At 60.9% G+C, this 15,674-nt stretch carries 13 protein-coding genes and 1 tRNA gene; 3 read left to right on the forward strand and 11 right to left on the reverse strand.

Features of this window, described 5'->3' with window-relative positions; translation table 11 throughout:
• Window positions 1-171 precede the first annotated feature (171 nt).
• Window positions 172-2,235 (forward strand): TonB-dependent receptor, encoded by a 2,064-nt coding sequence (locus AC1Q67_RS04670; protein WP_492235706.1) that lies wholly within the window; start codon window positions 172-174, stop codon window positions 2,233-2,235.
• An 88-nt stretch (window positions 2,236-2,323) separates the two neighbouring features.
• On the opposite strand, the gene AC1Q67_RS04675 is transcribed toward AC1Q67_RS04670, so the two are convergent.
• From AC1Q67_RS04675 to AC1Q67_RS04715, 9 genes are all read right to left on the reverse strand, one after another.
• Window positions 2,324-2,399: transfer RNA gene (locus tag AC1Q67_RS04675), tRNA-Lys, on the reverse strand.
• Window positions 2,400-2,580: 181 nt separating this feature from the next.
• On the reverse strand, window positions 2,581-3,171 hold the full coding sequence (locus AC1Q67_RS04680; RefSeq protein ID WP_492235009.1) for a Spy/CpxP family protein refolding chaperone: 591 nt from the start codon (window positions 3,169-3,171) through the stop codon (window positions 2,581-2,583).
• A gap of 87 nt (window positions 3,172-3,258) precedes the next feature.
• Complete coding sequence (locus AC1Q67_RS04685; protein WP_492235008.1) at window positions 3,259-4,587, reverse strand: TRAP transporter large permease; 1,329 nt, start codon at window positions 4,585-4,587, stop codon at window positions 3,259-3,261.
• Complete coding sequence (locus tag AC1Q67_RS04690; RefSeq protein ID WP_492235007.1) at window positions 4,584-5,183, reverse strand: TRAP transporter small permease; 600 nt, start codon at window positions 5,181-5,183, stop codon at window positions 4,584-4,586. Before AC1Q67_RS04690 ends, AC1Q67_RS04685 begins: the two co-directional genes overlap by 4 nt.
• 138 nt (window positions 5,184-5,321) lie before the next feature.
• The gene (locus AC1Q67_RS04695) at window positions 5,322-6,323 is read right to left on the reverse strand and encodes a TRAP transporter substrate-binding protein (protein WP_024576309.1); all 1,002 of its coding nucleotides are present in this window, start codon (window positions 6,321-6,323) and stop codon (window positions 5,322-5,324) included.
• A gap of 191 nt (window positions 6,324-6,514) precedes the next feature.
• Window positions 6,515-8,080 (reverse strand): 2-isopropylmalate synthase, encoded by a 1,566-nt coding sequence (locus tag AC1Q67_RS04700; RefSeq protein WP_492235006.1) that lies wholly within the window; start codon window positions 8,078-8,080, stop codon window positions 6,515-6,517.
• Window positions 8,081-8,179: 99 nt separating this feature from the next.
• Window positions 8,180-8,311, reverse strand: a complete 132-nt coding sequence (locus tag AC1Q67_RS04705) for a hypothetical protein (protein WP_492235005.1) — start codon at window positions 8,309-8,311, stop codon at window positions 8,180-8,182.
• 107 nt (window positions 8,312-8,418) lie between these two features.
• The gene (locus AC1Q67_RS04710) at window positions 8,419-9,057 is read right to left on the reverse strand and encodes a hypothetical protein (RefSeq protein WP_492235004.1); all 639 of its coding nucleotides are present in this window, start codon (window positions 9,055-9,057) and stop codon (window positions 8,419-8,421) included.
• Window positions 9,058-9,165: 108 nt separating this feature from the next.
• Window positions 9,166-10,137: a polyphosphate kinase 2 family protein gene (locus AC1Q67_RS04715; RefSeq protein ID WP_492235003.1), complete on the reverse strand. Its 972-nt coding sequence runs from the start codon at window positions 10,135-10,137 to the stop codon at window positions 9,166-9,168.
• Window positions 10,138-10,223: 86 nt separating this feature from the next.
• Here AC1Q67_RS04715 and AC1Q67_RS04720 point away from each other — a divergent pair, with 86 nt between their 5' ends.
• Together AC1Q67_RS04720 and AC1Q67_RS04725 are read left to right on the forward strand one after the other, a co-directional pair.
• Entirely contained in the window at window positions 10,224-11,009 is a 786-nt protein-coding gene (locus tag AC1Q67_RS04720; RefSeq protein WP_492235002.1) for an ATP-binding cassette domain-containing protein, read from the forward strand.
• Window positions 11,006-12,568: a glycine betaine ABC transporter substrate-binding protein gene (locus AC1Q67_RS04725; protein WP_492235001.1), complete on the forward strand. Its 1,563-nt coding sequence runs from the start codon at window positions 11,006-11,008 to the stop codon at window positions 12,566-12,568. Before AC1Q67_RS04720 ends, AC1Q67_RS04725 begins: the two co-directional genes overlap by 4 nt.
• Here AC1Q67_RS04725 and AC1Q67_RS04730 read toward each other — a convergent pair.
• Window positions 12,565-14,304, reverse strand: coding sequence for an LTA synthase family protein (locus tag AC1Q67_RS04730; protein ID WP_492235000.1), 1,740 nt, complete (start codon window positions 14,302-14,304; stop codon window positions 12,565-12,567). The two genes, AC1Q67_RS04725 and AC1Q67_RS04730, sit on opposite strands and share 4 nt — an antisense overlap.
• A 331-nt stretch (window positions 14,305-14,635) precedes the next feature.
• Window positions 14,636-15,655 carry a ketol-acid reductoisomerase gene (gene ilvC / locus AC1Q67_RS04735; protein WP_024576316.1) on the reverse strand — a complete coding sequence of 340 codons (1,020 nt, stop codon included), beginning with the start codon at window positions 15,653-15,655 and terminating at the stop codon, window positions 14,636-14,638.
• Window positions 15,656-15,674: the final 19 nt, after the last annotated feature.

Here is a 15,674-nt window from a genome sequence, read left to right on the forward strand (position 1 = left end):
GCCGGACTTGTCGCCCTCGTTTCCTCGCTCATGCTCGCATCCGAAACTGCGGCTCAGCAGGCGTCTGCTCCCGCCGCCAGCACGCTTCCTTCGATCGAAGTGGTCGGCAATCGGCGGAGCAACGTTTCAACAACGAGAGTCAACAATACGCCGCCGTCCACTGACGCATCGATGGGCGAGCCGGTTTCCTCGGCCAGCGAAAAGAATGTCAGTGGTGAAGAGGTCAACGCACGACCCATCTCGCGCCCCGCTGAGGCCCTTGAGGTTGTTCCCGGCCTGATGATCACGCAGCACAGCGGCGAGGGCAAAGCCAACCAGTACTTTCTGCGCGGCTTCAATCTCGACCACGGGACGGATCTCGCCATTTCCGTCGACGGGATGCCTGTCAACATGCGCACCCATGGCCACGGACAGGGCTATGCCGATCTGAATTTTCTGATCCCGGAACTGATCCATTCGGTCAACATCAGGAAGGGCCCCTACTTCGCCGATGAAGGCGACTTCTCCTCGGTGGGTGCGGTCCACATCAATCTCATCGACAGCATCGCGAAATCGACGCTGTCATCCACCATCGGCAGCTTCGGGTATCGCCGGATGCTCGGAATCACATCCGGGAAAGTTGGAGACGGCACGCTGCTCGTGGCCGGTGAAGCCGGCACCTACAACGGCCCGTGGGACAATCCGGACAAGGTGCGCAAGCTCAACAGCGTTGTCCGCTACACGCAGGGCACGCCCGATAACGGCTTCTCGCTGACCGGCATGGCTTACAGCAACAGCTGGAATTCGACCGACCAGATTCCGCTGCGCGCGATCTCGCAAGGACTGATCGGCCTTTACGGCGCGCTCGATCCTACCGACGGCGGCAGATCCAATCGCTTCTCGATTTCTGGCCAGTTCAGGAAGACCGAGGCGGAGGGAACCACGAAGGTCAACTTCTACGTCATCAGGAGTTCGCTCGACCTCTACAACAACTTCACCTATTTCTTGAACGACGCCATGGTGCCTCCCGGCGATCCTCTCAATGGGGATCAGTTCCATCAGCGCGACAGTCGCGTGATCGGCGGTCTGAACGCATCTCATACGTTCAACCACACCTTCGCCGGCCTGCCCATGCAAACAGAGGTCGGCATACAGAACCGCTACGATTCCATCAGGGTCGGACTCTCGAACACGGTTCAGCGCCAATTCCTGTCCGGCACGCGAGACGACAAGGTGCAGGAAGGCAGCACCGGCCTGTTCATACAAAATACCGTTTACTGGACCAACTGGCTGAGAACCATTGTCGGCTATCGCGGCGATTTCTATGCGACCAATGTCAATTCACTTCTCAATCCGGTGAATTCCGGCAAGGCGACGTCCGCAATCGGCAGCCCAAAGGCCAGCATCGTGTTCGGACCGTTCGCCAAGACGGAATTCTTCATCAACGCCGGCGAAGGCTTCCACAGCAATGACGCCAGAGGCGTGACCATCAAGGTATCACCAACCGACCCAAGCGAAGCCGTGTCGTCATCACCGTTCCTGGTCAAGACGCGCGGAGCTGAGGTCGGAATCCGCACCAAGCTTATTCCCGGTCTGGACAGTTCTCTAAGTCTGTTCGTGCTGGATTCCGCATCCGAAATTCTGTTCGTCGGCGACGCCGGCGACACCGAGCCGAGCCGTCCCAGCCGGCGCTATGGCGTCGAATGGACCAATCACTATCAGCCGGCCTCATGGCTGGCGTTCGACGGCGACATTGCCGTCACGCATGCGCGCTTCCGCGGCACCAATCCGGATCAGCCCCCGGCCTATGCCGAACTGGCGGGTTATCCCGCGGCCCAGATCGGAAATGCGCCAGGCAATTACATTCCAGGTGCGCCCAACATGATCGCATCTGCCGGTGTCAGAATCGGCGAGCGGACAGGATGGTTTGGCGCATTGCGGTATCGTTATTTTGGGCCGCGGCCGCTCACGGAAGACGGCGCTTTCGTTTCACCGGCGACAGGTCTTCTCAACGGCCAGGTCGGCTACCGGTTTGAGAACGGATGGCGCATTCAACTCGACGCCTACAATCTGACCGACAGCAAGTCCGACCAGATCACCTACGCCTATGGCTCGCTGCTGAAGACCGACGCGCTGTTCGCGCAATGCCAGGCGGGCATACCGCCAGCGGCTGTGTGCGCGAATGGAGTCATGGACCGGGTTCTGCATCCCGTCGAACCGCTTGCAGTTCGCCTGACGGTGGCCGGGCAGTTCTGACGCATCCGCCGCCCGGACAAACCGGTCGGCTAAGCCGAAACATCGACTCGCCCTCACCAATCCAAAACAACAACCTGTTTGATTTGTTTGGTGGGCGCACCAGGGCTCGAACCTGGGACCCGCTGATTAAGAGTCAGCTGCTCTACCAACTGAGCTATGCGCCCGGATCCAATCCGGATGTCCGTTGAGGACGGCGTCGTTTAGCAAAGCGAAACGGCCATGTCCAGCAAGGTTGCAAGGTTTTCCCGGCCTTGGGCGGCGGGAAAATCGGAGTGGTTCCGAACGAGAAAAACCGCCGGAAAACCGGCGGTTTTTTACCTTAACGACAGGCTTTCAGCCGGTCTCTCAGAGGCGTTCGGAGCCGCCTGCGCCGCGATCACGGTCAGGACGGCGATCCCGGTCGAATCGGTCGCCGTCCAGCCCGCGCTCGAAGCCCCGTCCGCGCCAGCCATGATGGCCGCCCATCCGGGTCAGCACCGCCAGCCGGCGCTTCTGGCCGTCGTTGAGGGTCTTGTAGAGCGGGTCGGCGGCATCGGCGATCTTCTTCAGACCGGCAGCGGTCTCGGCCATCCGATCGGCGCGCTCACGGAGCCGGGCGACCGGATCGCGGGTCTGATCGGGGGCTGACGGCTTGCCGTCCTGAGTGCCCTTCTGGTCGCGTTCGGCGCGGCGCGCATCGCGTTCGCTGGCGCGTGCATTGGCCTGCGCCATGCGCTGCTTGGCGAAATCTCGTACCGCCGCCTCGACCGGCGGCCAAAGCTTTTCCTGGTCCGGCGTGAGCTGAAGACCGGCTTTCACCGACGCGATCTTCGCATCGACGAAGGCCGCCCGATCTTCCATGCTCATGCGGTGATGATGATGGCGATGCTGCGCGTAAACGGCGGTCGAGCCAATGATCGCAACTGCCGCGACGCCGGCGAGGATAGCTTTTTTCATGGGGGCATCTCCGGGTGAAACTCCCCCGAAGATGACACCCGCCGCGCCGCTTTCAACTTAAGCTTTGGACAGCTAGGTGAACGCGCATTAATTCAGCATCCCCAACGTTCGCGGCAACCACAGCGAGATTTCCGGCACGAAGGTCACGGCCAACAAGAACATCAGCATTGTCAGCAGCCACGGCCACACCGCGATCGTGAGCTCAGTGATGCCCATCTTGGCGATGCCGGACGCGACATAGAGATTGAGGCCCACCGGCGGGTGGCACATGCCGACCTCCATGTTGACCACCATCAGGATGCCGAGGTGCACCGGATGAATGCCGAGCTTCACCGCGATCGGGAACAGGATCGGCGCGGTGATCAGCACGATGGAGCTGGCTTCCATCACGTTGCCTGCCACCAGCAGCAGGACATTGACGAAGATCAGGAAGGTGACCCAGTTGACGCCCTTCTCCAGCATCCATGCGGTCAGTTGCTGCGGAATCTGCTCACTGGTCATCAGGAACGAGAACAGCACGGCGTTGGTGATGATGTAGAGAATCATCGCGCTCATGCTGGCGGAGCCGAGCAGCACGCGCGGCACGTCCTTGATCGTCAGGTCCTTGTAGACGAACACCGCGATCACGAACGCATAGACCGCGCTCATGGCCGCCGCTTCCGTCGGCGTGAACAGGCCCGCGTAAATGCCGCCGAGCACGATCACGATCAGCAGCAGGCCCCAGATGCACTCGCGGAATGCCTTGAACCGTTCGACCCATGTCGCGCGGGGCAGCCGCGGATAATCGAACTTCCATGCGCGGTAGACCGTCGTCAGACCGAGCAGCGAGGCCAGCATCAGTCCGGGAATCACGCCCGCCATGAACAACTGTCCGACCGATGCCGATGTTACGCGTTCGCCGCCGGGACCGAAGGCTACGCTGCCGCCGGTCGCGACCGCGTAGATCACCATCACGATGGATGGGGGAATCAGAATCCCCAGCGCGCCCGAGGTCGTGATGACGCCGGCGCCAAAGCGCTTGGGAAAGCCCTGCGCGACCATTGCCGGCATCAAAATCGAGCCGATCGCGATCACAGTGGCAGGCGATGATCCGGAAATCGCCGCGAACAGAGCGCAGGCCATCACGCCCGCGAGACCGAGGCCGCCATACCAATGCCCGACCATCGAGGTCGCGAAATTGATCATGCGTTTGGCGACGCCGCCGTGAGTGAGGAAGTTGCCGGCAAGGATGAAGAACGGGATCGCCATGATCTCGAAGTTCTCGATGCCCGTGAACAGCTTCAGCGCCACCGCTTCGATCGGCACGCTGGTCAGGAAGAACAGGAACGTGAGAACCGTCAGGCCGAGCGCGATCGAGATCGGCATACCCGTCAGCATCAAGGCGATGAGAAGCGCGAAAATGATTACGGTTGTCATCGGACGCCCTCCGGCGTCGGACCAACCGCAGTATCGACTTCAATACCTTCAACGTGCGTATGATCGTGATGCGGCAGATCGCCGGTCTTCCAGTAGGAGAACGCGACCTGCAGGAACCGGAAGCACATCAGATACGATCCGAGCGGAATGCAGAGATAAACGATCCAACTCGGCAGTTCGAGATCGGGCGAGGTCTGATCGGTGTGCGACAGGCCGTAAACGAAACTGGCGCCCATGGTGCCGATGATGCCGGTGAACAGCGCGCCGCACAGCAAGCCGAACAGGATGGTCCACTTCCGCCACTTCGGACTCAGCGCCAGAACCAGAACGTCGACACCGACGTGAATGCCGGTGCGCACGCCATAGGCCGCGCCGAACTTCGCCATCCACACGAACATGTAGATGCAAAGCTCCTGCGCCCAGGACAGATGAATCTTGCTGAGAAACACATAAGCGGGCACCGCGCCGGGCCAGCTGCGATGGCTGACCACGAAATCCGTGGTGTAGCGATGCGCAACGGCCACAAAGATCACGATGGTTGCGGCCGCGATCAGCGTCGCGATCAGGGTTTCCTCGAGGCGATCGAGGATGCGCATGAATGATTTCAAGTTTGTCCCCACCCGCAGCGGCCGCGTCTTCGCGCGGTCCGATATTCAGCTGACGCCCCGCATCATCCTATCAGACGAAAGTGGCCCGGGTCGATCCCGGACCACTTTCCTGTCACGAAAGCTGTCTCAATTCGTCTTGGCGTTGGCTTCCTTCTGGAACGCCGTGATCAGATCCTTGCCGACGCGCGACGCCATATCGTTGGTGACCGGCTCGAGGGCCTTCATCCACTCGGCACGCTCCGCGGGGGTCAATTCGTAGAAGGTGGTGGTTCCCGCCTTCTTCATCGCCGCCAGCGCGTCGTCGTTTTCCTTCTGCGAAATGTCGTTGGCGAACTCCGTCGCCTCCGCCATCGCCTTCTCGACTTGCGGCTTCACGTCCGCCGGAAGGCCATCCCAGAACTTCTTGTTCACGATCACCGCATAGCCGATGTAGCCGTGGTTCGAGATGGTGGCGTGCTTCTGCACTTCGTGCATCTTCTGGGTGTAGACGTTCGACGGCGTGTTCTCGTTGCCGTCGACAACGCCGGTCTGCATCGCCTGATAGACTTCGGAGAATGCCAGCACCTGCGGGATGGCGCCGAGCGCGCGCATCTCGGCTTCCAGCACCTTCGACGACTGGATGCGCATCTTCAGGCCCTGGAAATCAGCAACCTTATGCATCGGCTTGTTGGCCGTCATGATCTTGAAGCCGTTGTCCCAGTACGCCAGTCCCTTGATGCCCTTCGGCTCAAGCTTGGCGAGCAACCCCTGCCCCACCGGACCCTTGGTGATGCGGCCGAGCGCCGCCTTGTCCGGAAGGATGTAAGGCAGATCGAACACCTCGAATTCCTTCACGCCGAGCGGACCGAACTTGGCAAGCGACGGCGCCAGCATCTGCACGGCGCCGAGCTGAAGCGCTTCGACCTCTTCCTTGTCCTTGTAGAGCTGGGAGTTCGGATAGACCTCAACCTTCACCTTGCCGTTCGTGTACTTCTCGGCAAGCTGCTTGAATTTCTCGGCGCCCTGCCCCTTCGGCGTGTTCGGCGCGACGACATGGCTGAACTTGATGACGATCGGCGATTGCGCCGTGGCAGGTCCAACGAGCGCAAGCACGGCGACTGAAGCCGCAGCCAGAATGAGTTTTTTCATGTTACCTCCCAAAGGCATTGTTGAGCCGCGGTTGTTCCGAGGCTTAATTCCGGACCAAACCGGATCATCGCAGACTGGCGTGGTCAAGACCATTGCCCGTTAGAAGGGGGCGCGCCGTCGCGATTGCTGCAACGCAAAACGCGGTGCACCAAGATGCACCGCGTTTCGTTTATTCGCAGGTGAAGAGACGATCAGTGACCCGCGGCAGCCACCGCAGACGTGTCACGCTGCTTCTTCATGACAATCTTGTTCAGCGCACTGAGATACGCCTTCGCCGAAGCCACCAGCGTGTCAGGATCCGCAGCACGCGCCGTGACGGAACGCCCGTCCTGCGACAGCCGCACGGAGACCTCGGCCTGCGCATCGGTGCCGGCAGTTACCGCATGGACCTGATAGAGTTCCAGCTTTGCTTCGTTCGGCACCAGCGACTTGATGCAGTTGAACGTGGCGTCCACCGGACCGTTGCCCTCGGCTTCCTCGATTCTGACCTGACCATCGATATCGAGCTTCATGGTCGCGCGCTGCGGTCCATGCGTGCCGGCTATCACCGTCAGGGACACGAGATGAATCCGGTCGTGCGAATGGGCGATCTCCTGATCGACCAGCGCCTCGATGTCTTCGTCGTAGATGTCCTTCTTGCGGTCGGCCAAAGCCTTGAAGCGCACGAAGGCGTCTTCCAATTGGTTCTGCGCCAGCTTGTAGCCCATGTCCTCCAGTTTGTGGATGAAGGCATGGCGGCCGGAATGCTTGCCCATCACCAGCGAGGTCTGCTTCACGCCGACCGTCTCCGGCAGCATGATCTCGTAGGTTTGCGCGTTCTTGAGCATGCCGTCCTGATGGATGCCGCTTTCGTGCGCGAAGGCATTACGACCGACGATGGCCTTGTTGTACTGCACCGGGAACGACGTCGCCGCAGCCACCGACTTCGATGCGCGCGTCAGCATCGTCGTGTCGATGTTGTTCCAGTACGGCAACTTGTCGTTGCGCACGCGCATCGCCATCACGACTTCCTCGAGCGCGGCATTGCCCGCACGCTCGCCGATGCCGTTGATGGTGCATTCGATCTGCCGCGCACCCGCACGGACACCGGCCAGCGAATTCGCCACCGCCATGCCGAGATCGTTGTGACAATGCACCGAGAACACCGCCTTGTCGGCATTCGGCACCGTCTCGCGCACGCGCTTGAACAGGTCGTAGTATTCCTCCGGCACGCTGTAGCCGACGGTGTCCGGGATATTGATGGTGGTGGCACCAGCCTTGATCGCCGATTCCACGCAGCGGCACAGGAAGTCGAATTCCGTGCGGGTGCCGTCTTCCGACGACCACTCGACGTCATCGGTGTGATTGCGCGCCCTCGTGACCTGCGAGATCACCAGTTCGTGCACATCCGCCGGCTCCATCTGCAGCTTGTACTTCATGTGCACCGGCGAGGTGGACAGGAAGGTGTGGATGCGGCCGCGGCGCGCCGGACGGATTGCCTCGGCGCAGCGGTCGATGTCCTTGTGGGCCGCGCGGGAGAGACCGCAAACCACAGCGTTCTTCGTGCGCTTGGCGATTTCGCGGACGGCTTCAAAATCGCCGTCGGAGGCGATCGGAAAACCGGCCTCGATGATGTCGACGCCCATGGAGTCGAGCAAATCCGCGACCTCGAGCTTTTCCTCGAAGGTCATTGTCGCTCCGGGGCATTGCTCGCCGTCACGCAAGGTGGTGTCGAAGATAACGACGCGGTCCTTGTCGGACTTGTTCGCGGTATTCATTGGGAAAATCCTTTGGTCAGATGCGCCACGTCAGGGCGCTCGGGTTTCGGTGCTGTCGTCGAACCCCTGAGTGCCCAGGCGCAAATGCCCAGACGGCCCTCAGGGGCAGATAAGAAGCAGAAGCCCGCCAAGAAGGGACGAAATCGGCGCAGCAGGAATCGCGTCGAGCCCGGCGGCGAATGCCACCGTTCCCTGCTGTCCCTGAATGCCGTAGCGAATCATCGATTTCATCCTCGAAACCGCATAATCGGCCCAAAATCATTGATGGATGGTTGCCGAAGCGTTCCGTCAGGCCGTTCTAGACGAGAACGGCGAGGTCCCGCAACGCCAAAGATTGGTCAGGAAGGCTGCCCTATCGCCCTGGGCGGGCGGATGGCGGCAGGCTGAGGCGCCTCTCGTTTGGCATCCGCGCCCAGCAAGGCGTGCTTCAGATCCGTCACGGTGGCCGTGATTTTTGCCAGCCCGCAGGCCAATGCATCGTCCTTGCAGGCCGGCTTTTTGCGAGCCCGCACCGGAGGAGCGGCAACAGGCTGCTTTGCGGCAACCGCGGGCTGCGCCGGGTTCTGGCTGACAGGCCTCATCTGATTATTGATCGCCGCGATGGCCTGACCTGCGTCAGCAACCTCAACGGGAGGCTCAGGGTTCACCTCAAGATAGGCCAGATATTCCTGATCCATCCGCTTCAATTCCTGCGGTGTGGGATTTGGACCGGCGATGTCGAAGTGACGGTTTTGCATGAAATCGAAATACGTGTAGCCGCCGCCCGCCTTGCGCCGACCTGCGAATTTTGAATCGCATCCCGAGATGATCTTTTCCTGGGCATCCTTCGAAAGTCCTGGCTGTCCCGCGCTTTGGGAACACTCCTCGAAGTCTTTTGGAGTGTAAAACTTCCACCACTCGGCATGCGCCATCGGACTCAATGCGGCGCCGAGGCCGATCAAGAGCAACAAGAAAACAAGCGTACGCAGGTTAGCCACAGAAGGAATCCTCGCCCATCTGCATAATATTTTCGGCAGGCGCTCTCGGCAACCCGCAATATGGGAACTGTGAATTATGGGGGCAGACCGAAACGGGTCGCAATCCTATCAAACAGTTCCCTTTTTCGAGGGCGCAACCTTTGCTTTCGGCACACGAACGGCCGCGCCTTGTCCCTCTCGTTCGAGGGCGATCTTCACCTCTTTCAGTTCACCTGCGTCGCCTTTGTCGGCTTCAGGAAATTTCAGGTTGAGTTTTTCAATCGCGGTCACAATGGCTGAGCTGATCACGAGGCGGGCAAACCATTTGTGGTCGGCTGGCACGACAATCCATGGCGCATGCTTTGCCGACGTATGATGGATCAGATCCTGATAGGCCGCCTGATACTTGTCCCATAATTTGCGCTCAGCCACATCGCCGAGCGAGAACTTCCAGTTCTTCGCCGGCTGATCGAGCCGATCGAGAAAACGCTGGCGCTGTTCCTCCTTGGAAATGTTGAGAAAGAATTTCAGGATCAGCGTGCCGTTGCGCGCAAGATATCTTTCGTACGACGTAATATCCTCGAAGCGTTCGCGCCAGATATTCTTCGTCACCAGTTCAGGCGGAATCCGCTGCTTCGCCAGAATCTCTGGATGCACACGAACCACCAGCACCTCTTCGTAATAGGAACGATTGAAGATGCCGATCCGCCCGCGCTCGGGCGCGCACTTCGAGGTCCGCCACATGAAATCGTGATCGAGCTCTTTCGTGGATGGCTGCTTGAACGAATAGACCTGACAGCCTTGCGGATTGATGCCCGACATCACGTTTTCAATAGCGCTGTCCTTGCCGGCGGCATCCATGCCCTGGAAGATCAGCAGCACCGACCAGCGATCCTGCGCATAAAGCTTCTCCTGCAGCTCGCGCATTCTTCCGCGATTGGCGTCGACGAGCGCGCGCGCCGCGTCCTTGTCGAGGCCGCCCTTCTCGCCGGGCTTGTGTGATTTAAGGTGAAATTCCTGCGAACCATCGACCCGGAACGGGTCCACATAGGACTTCAACTGTTTCACGCTCGGTTGCGCGGACTTGCCGTTCCTGGCCATGACGATAACTCTCCGATTGATCGCGGCACGCTACACGGCGGCGCTCGGCCCGTCGACAGCCTAGCACCGATGGTCCATCATGCGGCATGACCAGTGCCGCGCCGTCCATCGCCTACGACAATGTCGGCAAGAGCTTCGAGCGAGGCCGTATCAAGGCCATCGACGGCGTCTCGCTCGATGTGACGGCCGGAGAATTTCTGGCCGTCGTCGGCGGCTCCGGCTCCGGCAAAACCACGCTGCTGCGGCTGGCCAATCGCCTGATCGCACCCGACAGCGGCACTGTGCGCGTTCACGGCGACGATGTGCGCGGACTCGATCCCATCGCGCTTCGCCGAAGCATCGGGTACGTATTCCAGAGCGGCGGACTTTTTCCGCACATGACCGTCGCAGACAATATCGGCATCACACCGCGGCTGCTGGGCACCCCGGCTCAAAAGATTTCCGCGCGCGTCGATGAATTGATCGATCTGGTCCGACTGGAGCGGGCGCACAAAGACCGGTTTCCGCACGAACTTTCTGGCGGCCAGCGCCAGCGCGTCGGCGTGGCGCGCGCGTTGGCAGCAAATCCAAGGATCGTTTTGATGGACGAGCCGTTTGGCGCGCTCGATCCCCTCACCCGCGATGCGCTTGGCGAAGATTATCGCGCACTGCATCGCAGCCTCGGGCTAACCACGGTGATGATCACTCACGACATGACGGAAGCGCTGCTGCTCGCGGACCGCGTCGCAGTCATGTGCGCCGGGCGTCTGGTCGCGCAAGGCGCGGCGCGGGAGTTATCGAACAGCCGCGACGCCTATGTCGGCGAACTGCTCAACGCCCCGCGCCGGCAGGCCGAGCGATTGCAGGAATTATTGCCAAAGGATCGGGCATGAATTTCTGGTCCGATCCGCGCTGGAGCGACGCCCTGACGCGCCTGCCCGACTATCTGGGCAGTCACGTCCGCGTCAGCCTGACGGCATTGGCGCTCGGGCTCGTGATCAGCTTTCCCCTTGCGCTGATCGTCCGAAAGCGGCCGTTGCCGCGTGACATCGCGCTCGGCGTCGCCAGCATCGTGCAGACCGTGCCAGGCCTCGCCCTTCTCGCGCTGTTCTATCCGTTGTTACTAGCGCTGGCCGGACTGTCGCTGCAATGGTTCGGCCATGGCTTTTCGGCCTTCGGGTTCCTGCCATCGGTTCTGGCGCTGGCGCTCTACAGCATGCTGCCGGTGCTACGGAACACCATCACCGGATTGCAGGGGATCGATCCTGCGATCATGGAAGCCGCGGAAGGTGTCGGCATGACACAGCGGCAATCGCTCACGATGGTTGAGCTTCCGCTGGCGCTGCCGGTGATCATGGCCGGTATCCGCACTGCTGCCGTCTGGGTGATCGGCACGGCAACACTCTCGACGCCGATCGGCCAGACAAGCCTTGGCAACTACATCTTCGCCGGATTGCAGACGCAGAACTGGGTATTCGTGCTGTTCGGCTGCGCCGCCGCGGCTTTGCTGGCCCTCGCAGTCGATCAGTTGCTGGCGCTGATCGAAGGCGGCGTGAAACTGAACAGCCGCACGCGCATCATTGCCGGCTGTCTTGGCCTTGTCGCCTTGATCGCGGCGACGCTGGTGCCTGCAATGGCTCGCGGCAAAACGAGCTATGTCGTCGGTGCTAAGACTTTCACCGAGCAGTACATTCTCTCCTCGCTGATCGCCCAGCGCTTGCAGGCCGCGGGGCTGTCGGCCACGCCGCGCGAAGGCCTCGGCTCCAATGTGATCTTCGAAGCACTCGCCTCCGGTGACATCGACGTCTATGTGGATTATTCCGGCACGCTGTGGGCCAACCAGCTCACGCGCATCGACATCAAGCCCCGCAAGGAATTGCTGAGCGACCTGGCAACAACGCTCAAAGACAAATACGGGATTTCCCTGCTCGGCGAACTTGGATTTGAGAATGCCTATGCGCTGGTGATGCCGCGCAAGCGCGCCGAAGAACTCGGCATCCGTACCATTGCCGATCTCGCGCCGCGCGCATCCTCGCTCTCGATCGCGGGCGATTATGAGTTCTTCTCTCGGCCGGAATGGGCGGCGCTGCGCCGGAGTTACAATCTCGCTTTTCGCCAGCAGCGGCAGATGCAGCCCGACTTCATGTACGCGGCGGTTGCATCCGGCGAGGTGGATGTGATTGCGGGCTACACCAGCGACGGGCTGATCGCGAAATACGATCTCGTCGTGCTGAACGATCCGAAGGCTGCAATCCCGCCCTATGACGCTGTCGTGCTGATTGCGCCGAAACGCGCCGGCGACACGAAGCTGCGCGACGCACTGCAACCATTGCTCGGCAAGATCGATATCGCCACCATGCGCGAGGCCAACCTGCGTGCCAGCAACGGTAACGGTACGAGTTCGCCGGATGCGGTGGCGCGGTGGCTGTGGGAGAAAATTGGAAAGCGCTAGAGATTCTTCACGAACCCGGCGTCCATCAGCAGGCGGTTGAAGCGCCTCGCTTCCGCGCCATCCTTGCACGAATAGAACAGGCCCCGGCAGCGGAGCATGATCTTCTTCTGCTCGATGAACGACGGATCGAGCGGGATACCTGCTGCATCCTGAATCGCAAGCGGCAGATAAGCCGCATCAAGCGTCTCCAGAGCCGACGACATGTCCGGCTTGTAGTTGAGTGCGTCGATCGCATAGTAGGTTTTGTAGTAGCGCGGATCGTGCGTCATGATGCGATCGGCGAGCAGCGGCTGCGGCAGCTTCGGCTCCAGCAGCTTCTGCGAGATCGCGGGTTGATGGTCGCCGAACCGCACCAGCAGGAACGGCTCATCCGGATGCTCGCTCTTCAGCCGCGCCACGAAGCTCGCATAGTCCGATGCCGTCATGGTCTGGCGGCGGATGTATTCGTCGACTTCAGCCGTATTGCCCGGCGCCTTCCACCCAGCCGGCGTGAGATCGGAGCGATAGGTCGACGTCCATGGAAAATGATTGGCGGTCAGGTAGACAAAGACGAACATCGGCTGCTCGGTCTTGCGCTCCCGCGCGATCAGTTGCAACGCCTGATCGAAGTAGAACTTGTCGGGCTGCATGTCCTCGCTGACGCCCATGTCGGCCATGTCGATGAATTTCCCGACACCGGCAGAGGTCTGGAAATTCCGTGCGCTGAGGAAATTCCCGTACGTCGGATACAGCGAGAATGTCCGGTAGCCGCAGCGTTGCAACGCCTGCGGCAGTCCGCGTGAAATCTTCCCCGCCGTAATTCGCGTCACATAGAACTTCATCTTGCCGAACGACCGCGCCGACAGGCCGGTCAGCACGTTGAACTCGGTGTACCAGGTCGGTCCGCCGCTGGATTCCGTGACGAACGAGCGCCTCTGCCCGTCGGAGGATTTGAAATAGTTCCGATAGTCCTCAGGCACCTTGATGCCGGGAGCAGCCGTGATGTCGAAGCTGGATTCGTCCAGCACCATGATGATGTTCGGACGCTTCCCGCGCGGCGCGCAGGTGGTGAGCGGTGTGGCCTGCGCGGACCCGACAAGGCTTTTCGAGTCCGCCTCGATCCATCCTGTCGTCGATGTCAGATGCGACACAGAGACGACCCCGGATCGCGCAAGATTGGAAATGTGATTGACGCCCTGGAACGGCTCCCACGGCTGTTCGGGATTGGCTACCGACAGGCCGACGACGCCAAGCATGCAGACGCCTGCACCGGCAGCGGCCGTCGCGCGGCGAATGCGGAACGGGTCGGCGCGCCAGATCAGCCAAATCACAGGCACAGCGATGGCCGCGAGCAGGACGGACTGCGTCTTAAGCTGCGGAAAGATCGAATGCAGAAACGAAACCGTGTCGCGATCGATGATCAGAAAATCCAGAAACGTCAGCGTGAGCTGCGTGATCCCGTACTTGAACTGCGACAGCACGATCAGGGCTGCGACCAGCGCCAGCGACAACGCCGCGGACACGCCGGGACGGCGGAACGCGACCAGCCAGAGGAAGTTCAGCAGCCCCCATGTCAGCAACGCCAGCGTCATCGCGAATGGGCCGTACTCGACCGACGCCAGAACATAGACAGCGGTGAGATGTATCGCCGCGATCAGCGCAACACGCAGACGCCAGAGCCACCCGGTATCGCCGAGCCGTTTCAGCCAAAGTTGAACCCTGCCGCAGGCCGGAGTCGATGTGGTGATCACGGACACGGTGCGCTCCGCTACGGCAGAACGCGACGGCGGGCGGCCATCGAATTCATCGCTGGAGAAGCTGGTGTCAGCAGCGGCAACATTGCCTCGACGCGAACTAAACCCGGCACTGTCCGAGGCCTTGGCTGGCGAAGACCAGGAGGCCAACCGCGCGGCCGGAAACCGCGACGTGTCACAAAAACGTAATAGAACCGTCATGAAACCACAAGGGACTGACCCTGCGACATATTTCGTTCGGTTAAGGCCGACATTCAGCCGGTGTTCAGCTGCCCCAAAAGAAAAGGCCGGCTACCTCGCGGCAGCCGGCCCGACCTCCCGAAAGGAGGAGAGATCAGTTCTTGGTCTTGTCGACCAGCGCCTTTTCCTTGATCCACGGCATCATGTCGCGGAGCTTGGCGCCGACCGCTTCGATGTCGTGCGCGTTGGCGCGGGCGCGGGTCGCCTTGAACGACGCCTGGTTGACCTTGTTTTCCAGCATCCAGTCGCGGGTGAACTTGCCCGACTGAATGTCGGTCAGCACGCGCTTCATCTCAGCCTTGGTCTCGGCGGTGATGATCCGCGGACCGGTGACGTACTCGCCGTACTCGGCGGTGTTGGAGATCGAGTAGTTCATGTTGGCGATGCCGCCTTCATAGATCAGGTCCACGATCAGCTTCAGTTCGTGCAGGCACTCGAAGTAGGCCATTTCCGGCGCGTAACCTGCTTCCACCAGCGTCTCGTAGCCGGCGCGGATCAGTTCGACGGTGCCACCGCAAAGAACAGCCTGCTCGCCGAACAGGTCGGTCTCGCACTCTTCCTTGAAGGTGGTTTCGATGACGCCGGCGCGGCCGCCGCCGATGGCAGAGGCGTAGGACAGGCCGAGGTCATGCGCGTTGCCCGACGAATCCTTGTGGATCGCGATCAGGGTCGGCACGCCGCCGCCACGCTGGTACTCGGAGCGGACGGTGTGGCCGGGGCCCTTCGGCGCAACCATCAGCACGTCGAGGTCAGCGCGCGGCTCGATCAGGTTGAAGTGCACGTTGAGGCCGTGGGCGAACAGCAGCGCAGCGCCCTGCTTCATGTTGTTGTGCAGATGATCGCGATAAATGTCGCCCTGCAATTCGTCAGGCGTCAGCATCATCACAACGTCGGCCCATTTTGCGGCGTCGGCAACTTCCATCACCTTGAAGCCGGCGTTCTCGGCCTTCTTGACGGTGGCAGAGCCCTTGCGCAGCGCAATAGCGACATCCTTGACGCCCGAGTCCTTCAGGTTCAGCGCGTGGGCGTGGCCCTGGCTGCCGTAACCGACGATGACCACCTTCTTGCCCTTGATCAGGTTCAGGTCGGCGTCGCGATCGTAGTAAACACGCATTTTCGTTTTCCTTCTCAGG

This window comes from Afipia sp. GW823-FHT06G09 (assembly GCF_058794875.1).

Excerpts from the sequence above, each read along its gene's own strand:
- AC1Q67_RS04670 (WP_492235706.1), top strand. The coding sequence starts at position 172 with ATGGGCGAGCCGGTTTCCTCGGCCAGCGAAAAGAATGTCAGTGGTGAA.
- AC1Q67_RS04680 (WP_492235009.1), bottom strand. The coding sequence starts at position 3,171 with ATGAAAAAAGCTATCCTCGCCGGCGTCGCGGCAGTTGCGATCATTGGC.
- AC1Q67_RS04685 (WP_492235008.1), bottom strand. The coding sequence starts at position 4,587 with ATGACAACCGTAATCATTTTCGCGCTTCTCATCGCCTTGATGCTGACG.
- AC1Q67_RS04690 (WP_492235007.1), bottom strand. The coding sequence starts at position 5,183 with ATGCGCATCCTCGATCGCCTCGAGGAAACCCTGATCGCGACGCTGATC.
- AC1Q67_RS04695 (WP_024576309.1), bottom strand. The coding sequence starts at position 6,323 with ATGAAAAAACTCATTCTGGCTGCGGCTTCAGTCGCCGTGCTTGCGCTC.
- AC1Q67_RS04700 (WP_492235006.1), bottom strand. The coding sequence starts at position 8,080 with ATGAATACCGCGAACAAGTCCGACAAGGACCGCGTCGTTATCTTCGAC.
- AC1Q67_RS04705 (WP_492235005.1), bottom strand. The coding sequence starts at position 8,311 with ATGAAATCGATGATTCGCTACGGCATTCAGGGACAGCAGGGAACGGTG.
- AC1Q67_RS04715 (WP_492235003.1), bottom strand. The coding sequence starts at position 10,137 with ATGGCCAGGAACGGCAAGTCCGCGCAACCGAGCGTGAAACAGTTGAAG.
- AC1Q67_RS04720 (WP_492235002.1), top strand. The coding sequence starts at position 10,224 with ATGACCAGTGCCGCGCCGTCCATCGCCTACGACAATGTCGGCAAGAGC.
- AC1Q67_RS04725 (WP_492235001.1), top strand. The coding sequence starts at position 11,006 with ATGAATTTCTGGTCCGATCCGCGCTGGAGCGACGCCCTGACGCGCCTG.
- ilvC (WP_024576316.1), bottom strand. The coding sequence starts at position 15,655 with ATGCGTGTTTACTACGATCGCGACGCCGACCTGAACCTGATCAAGGGC.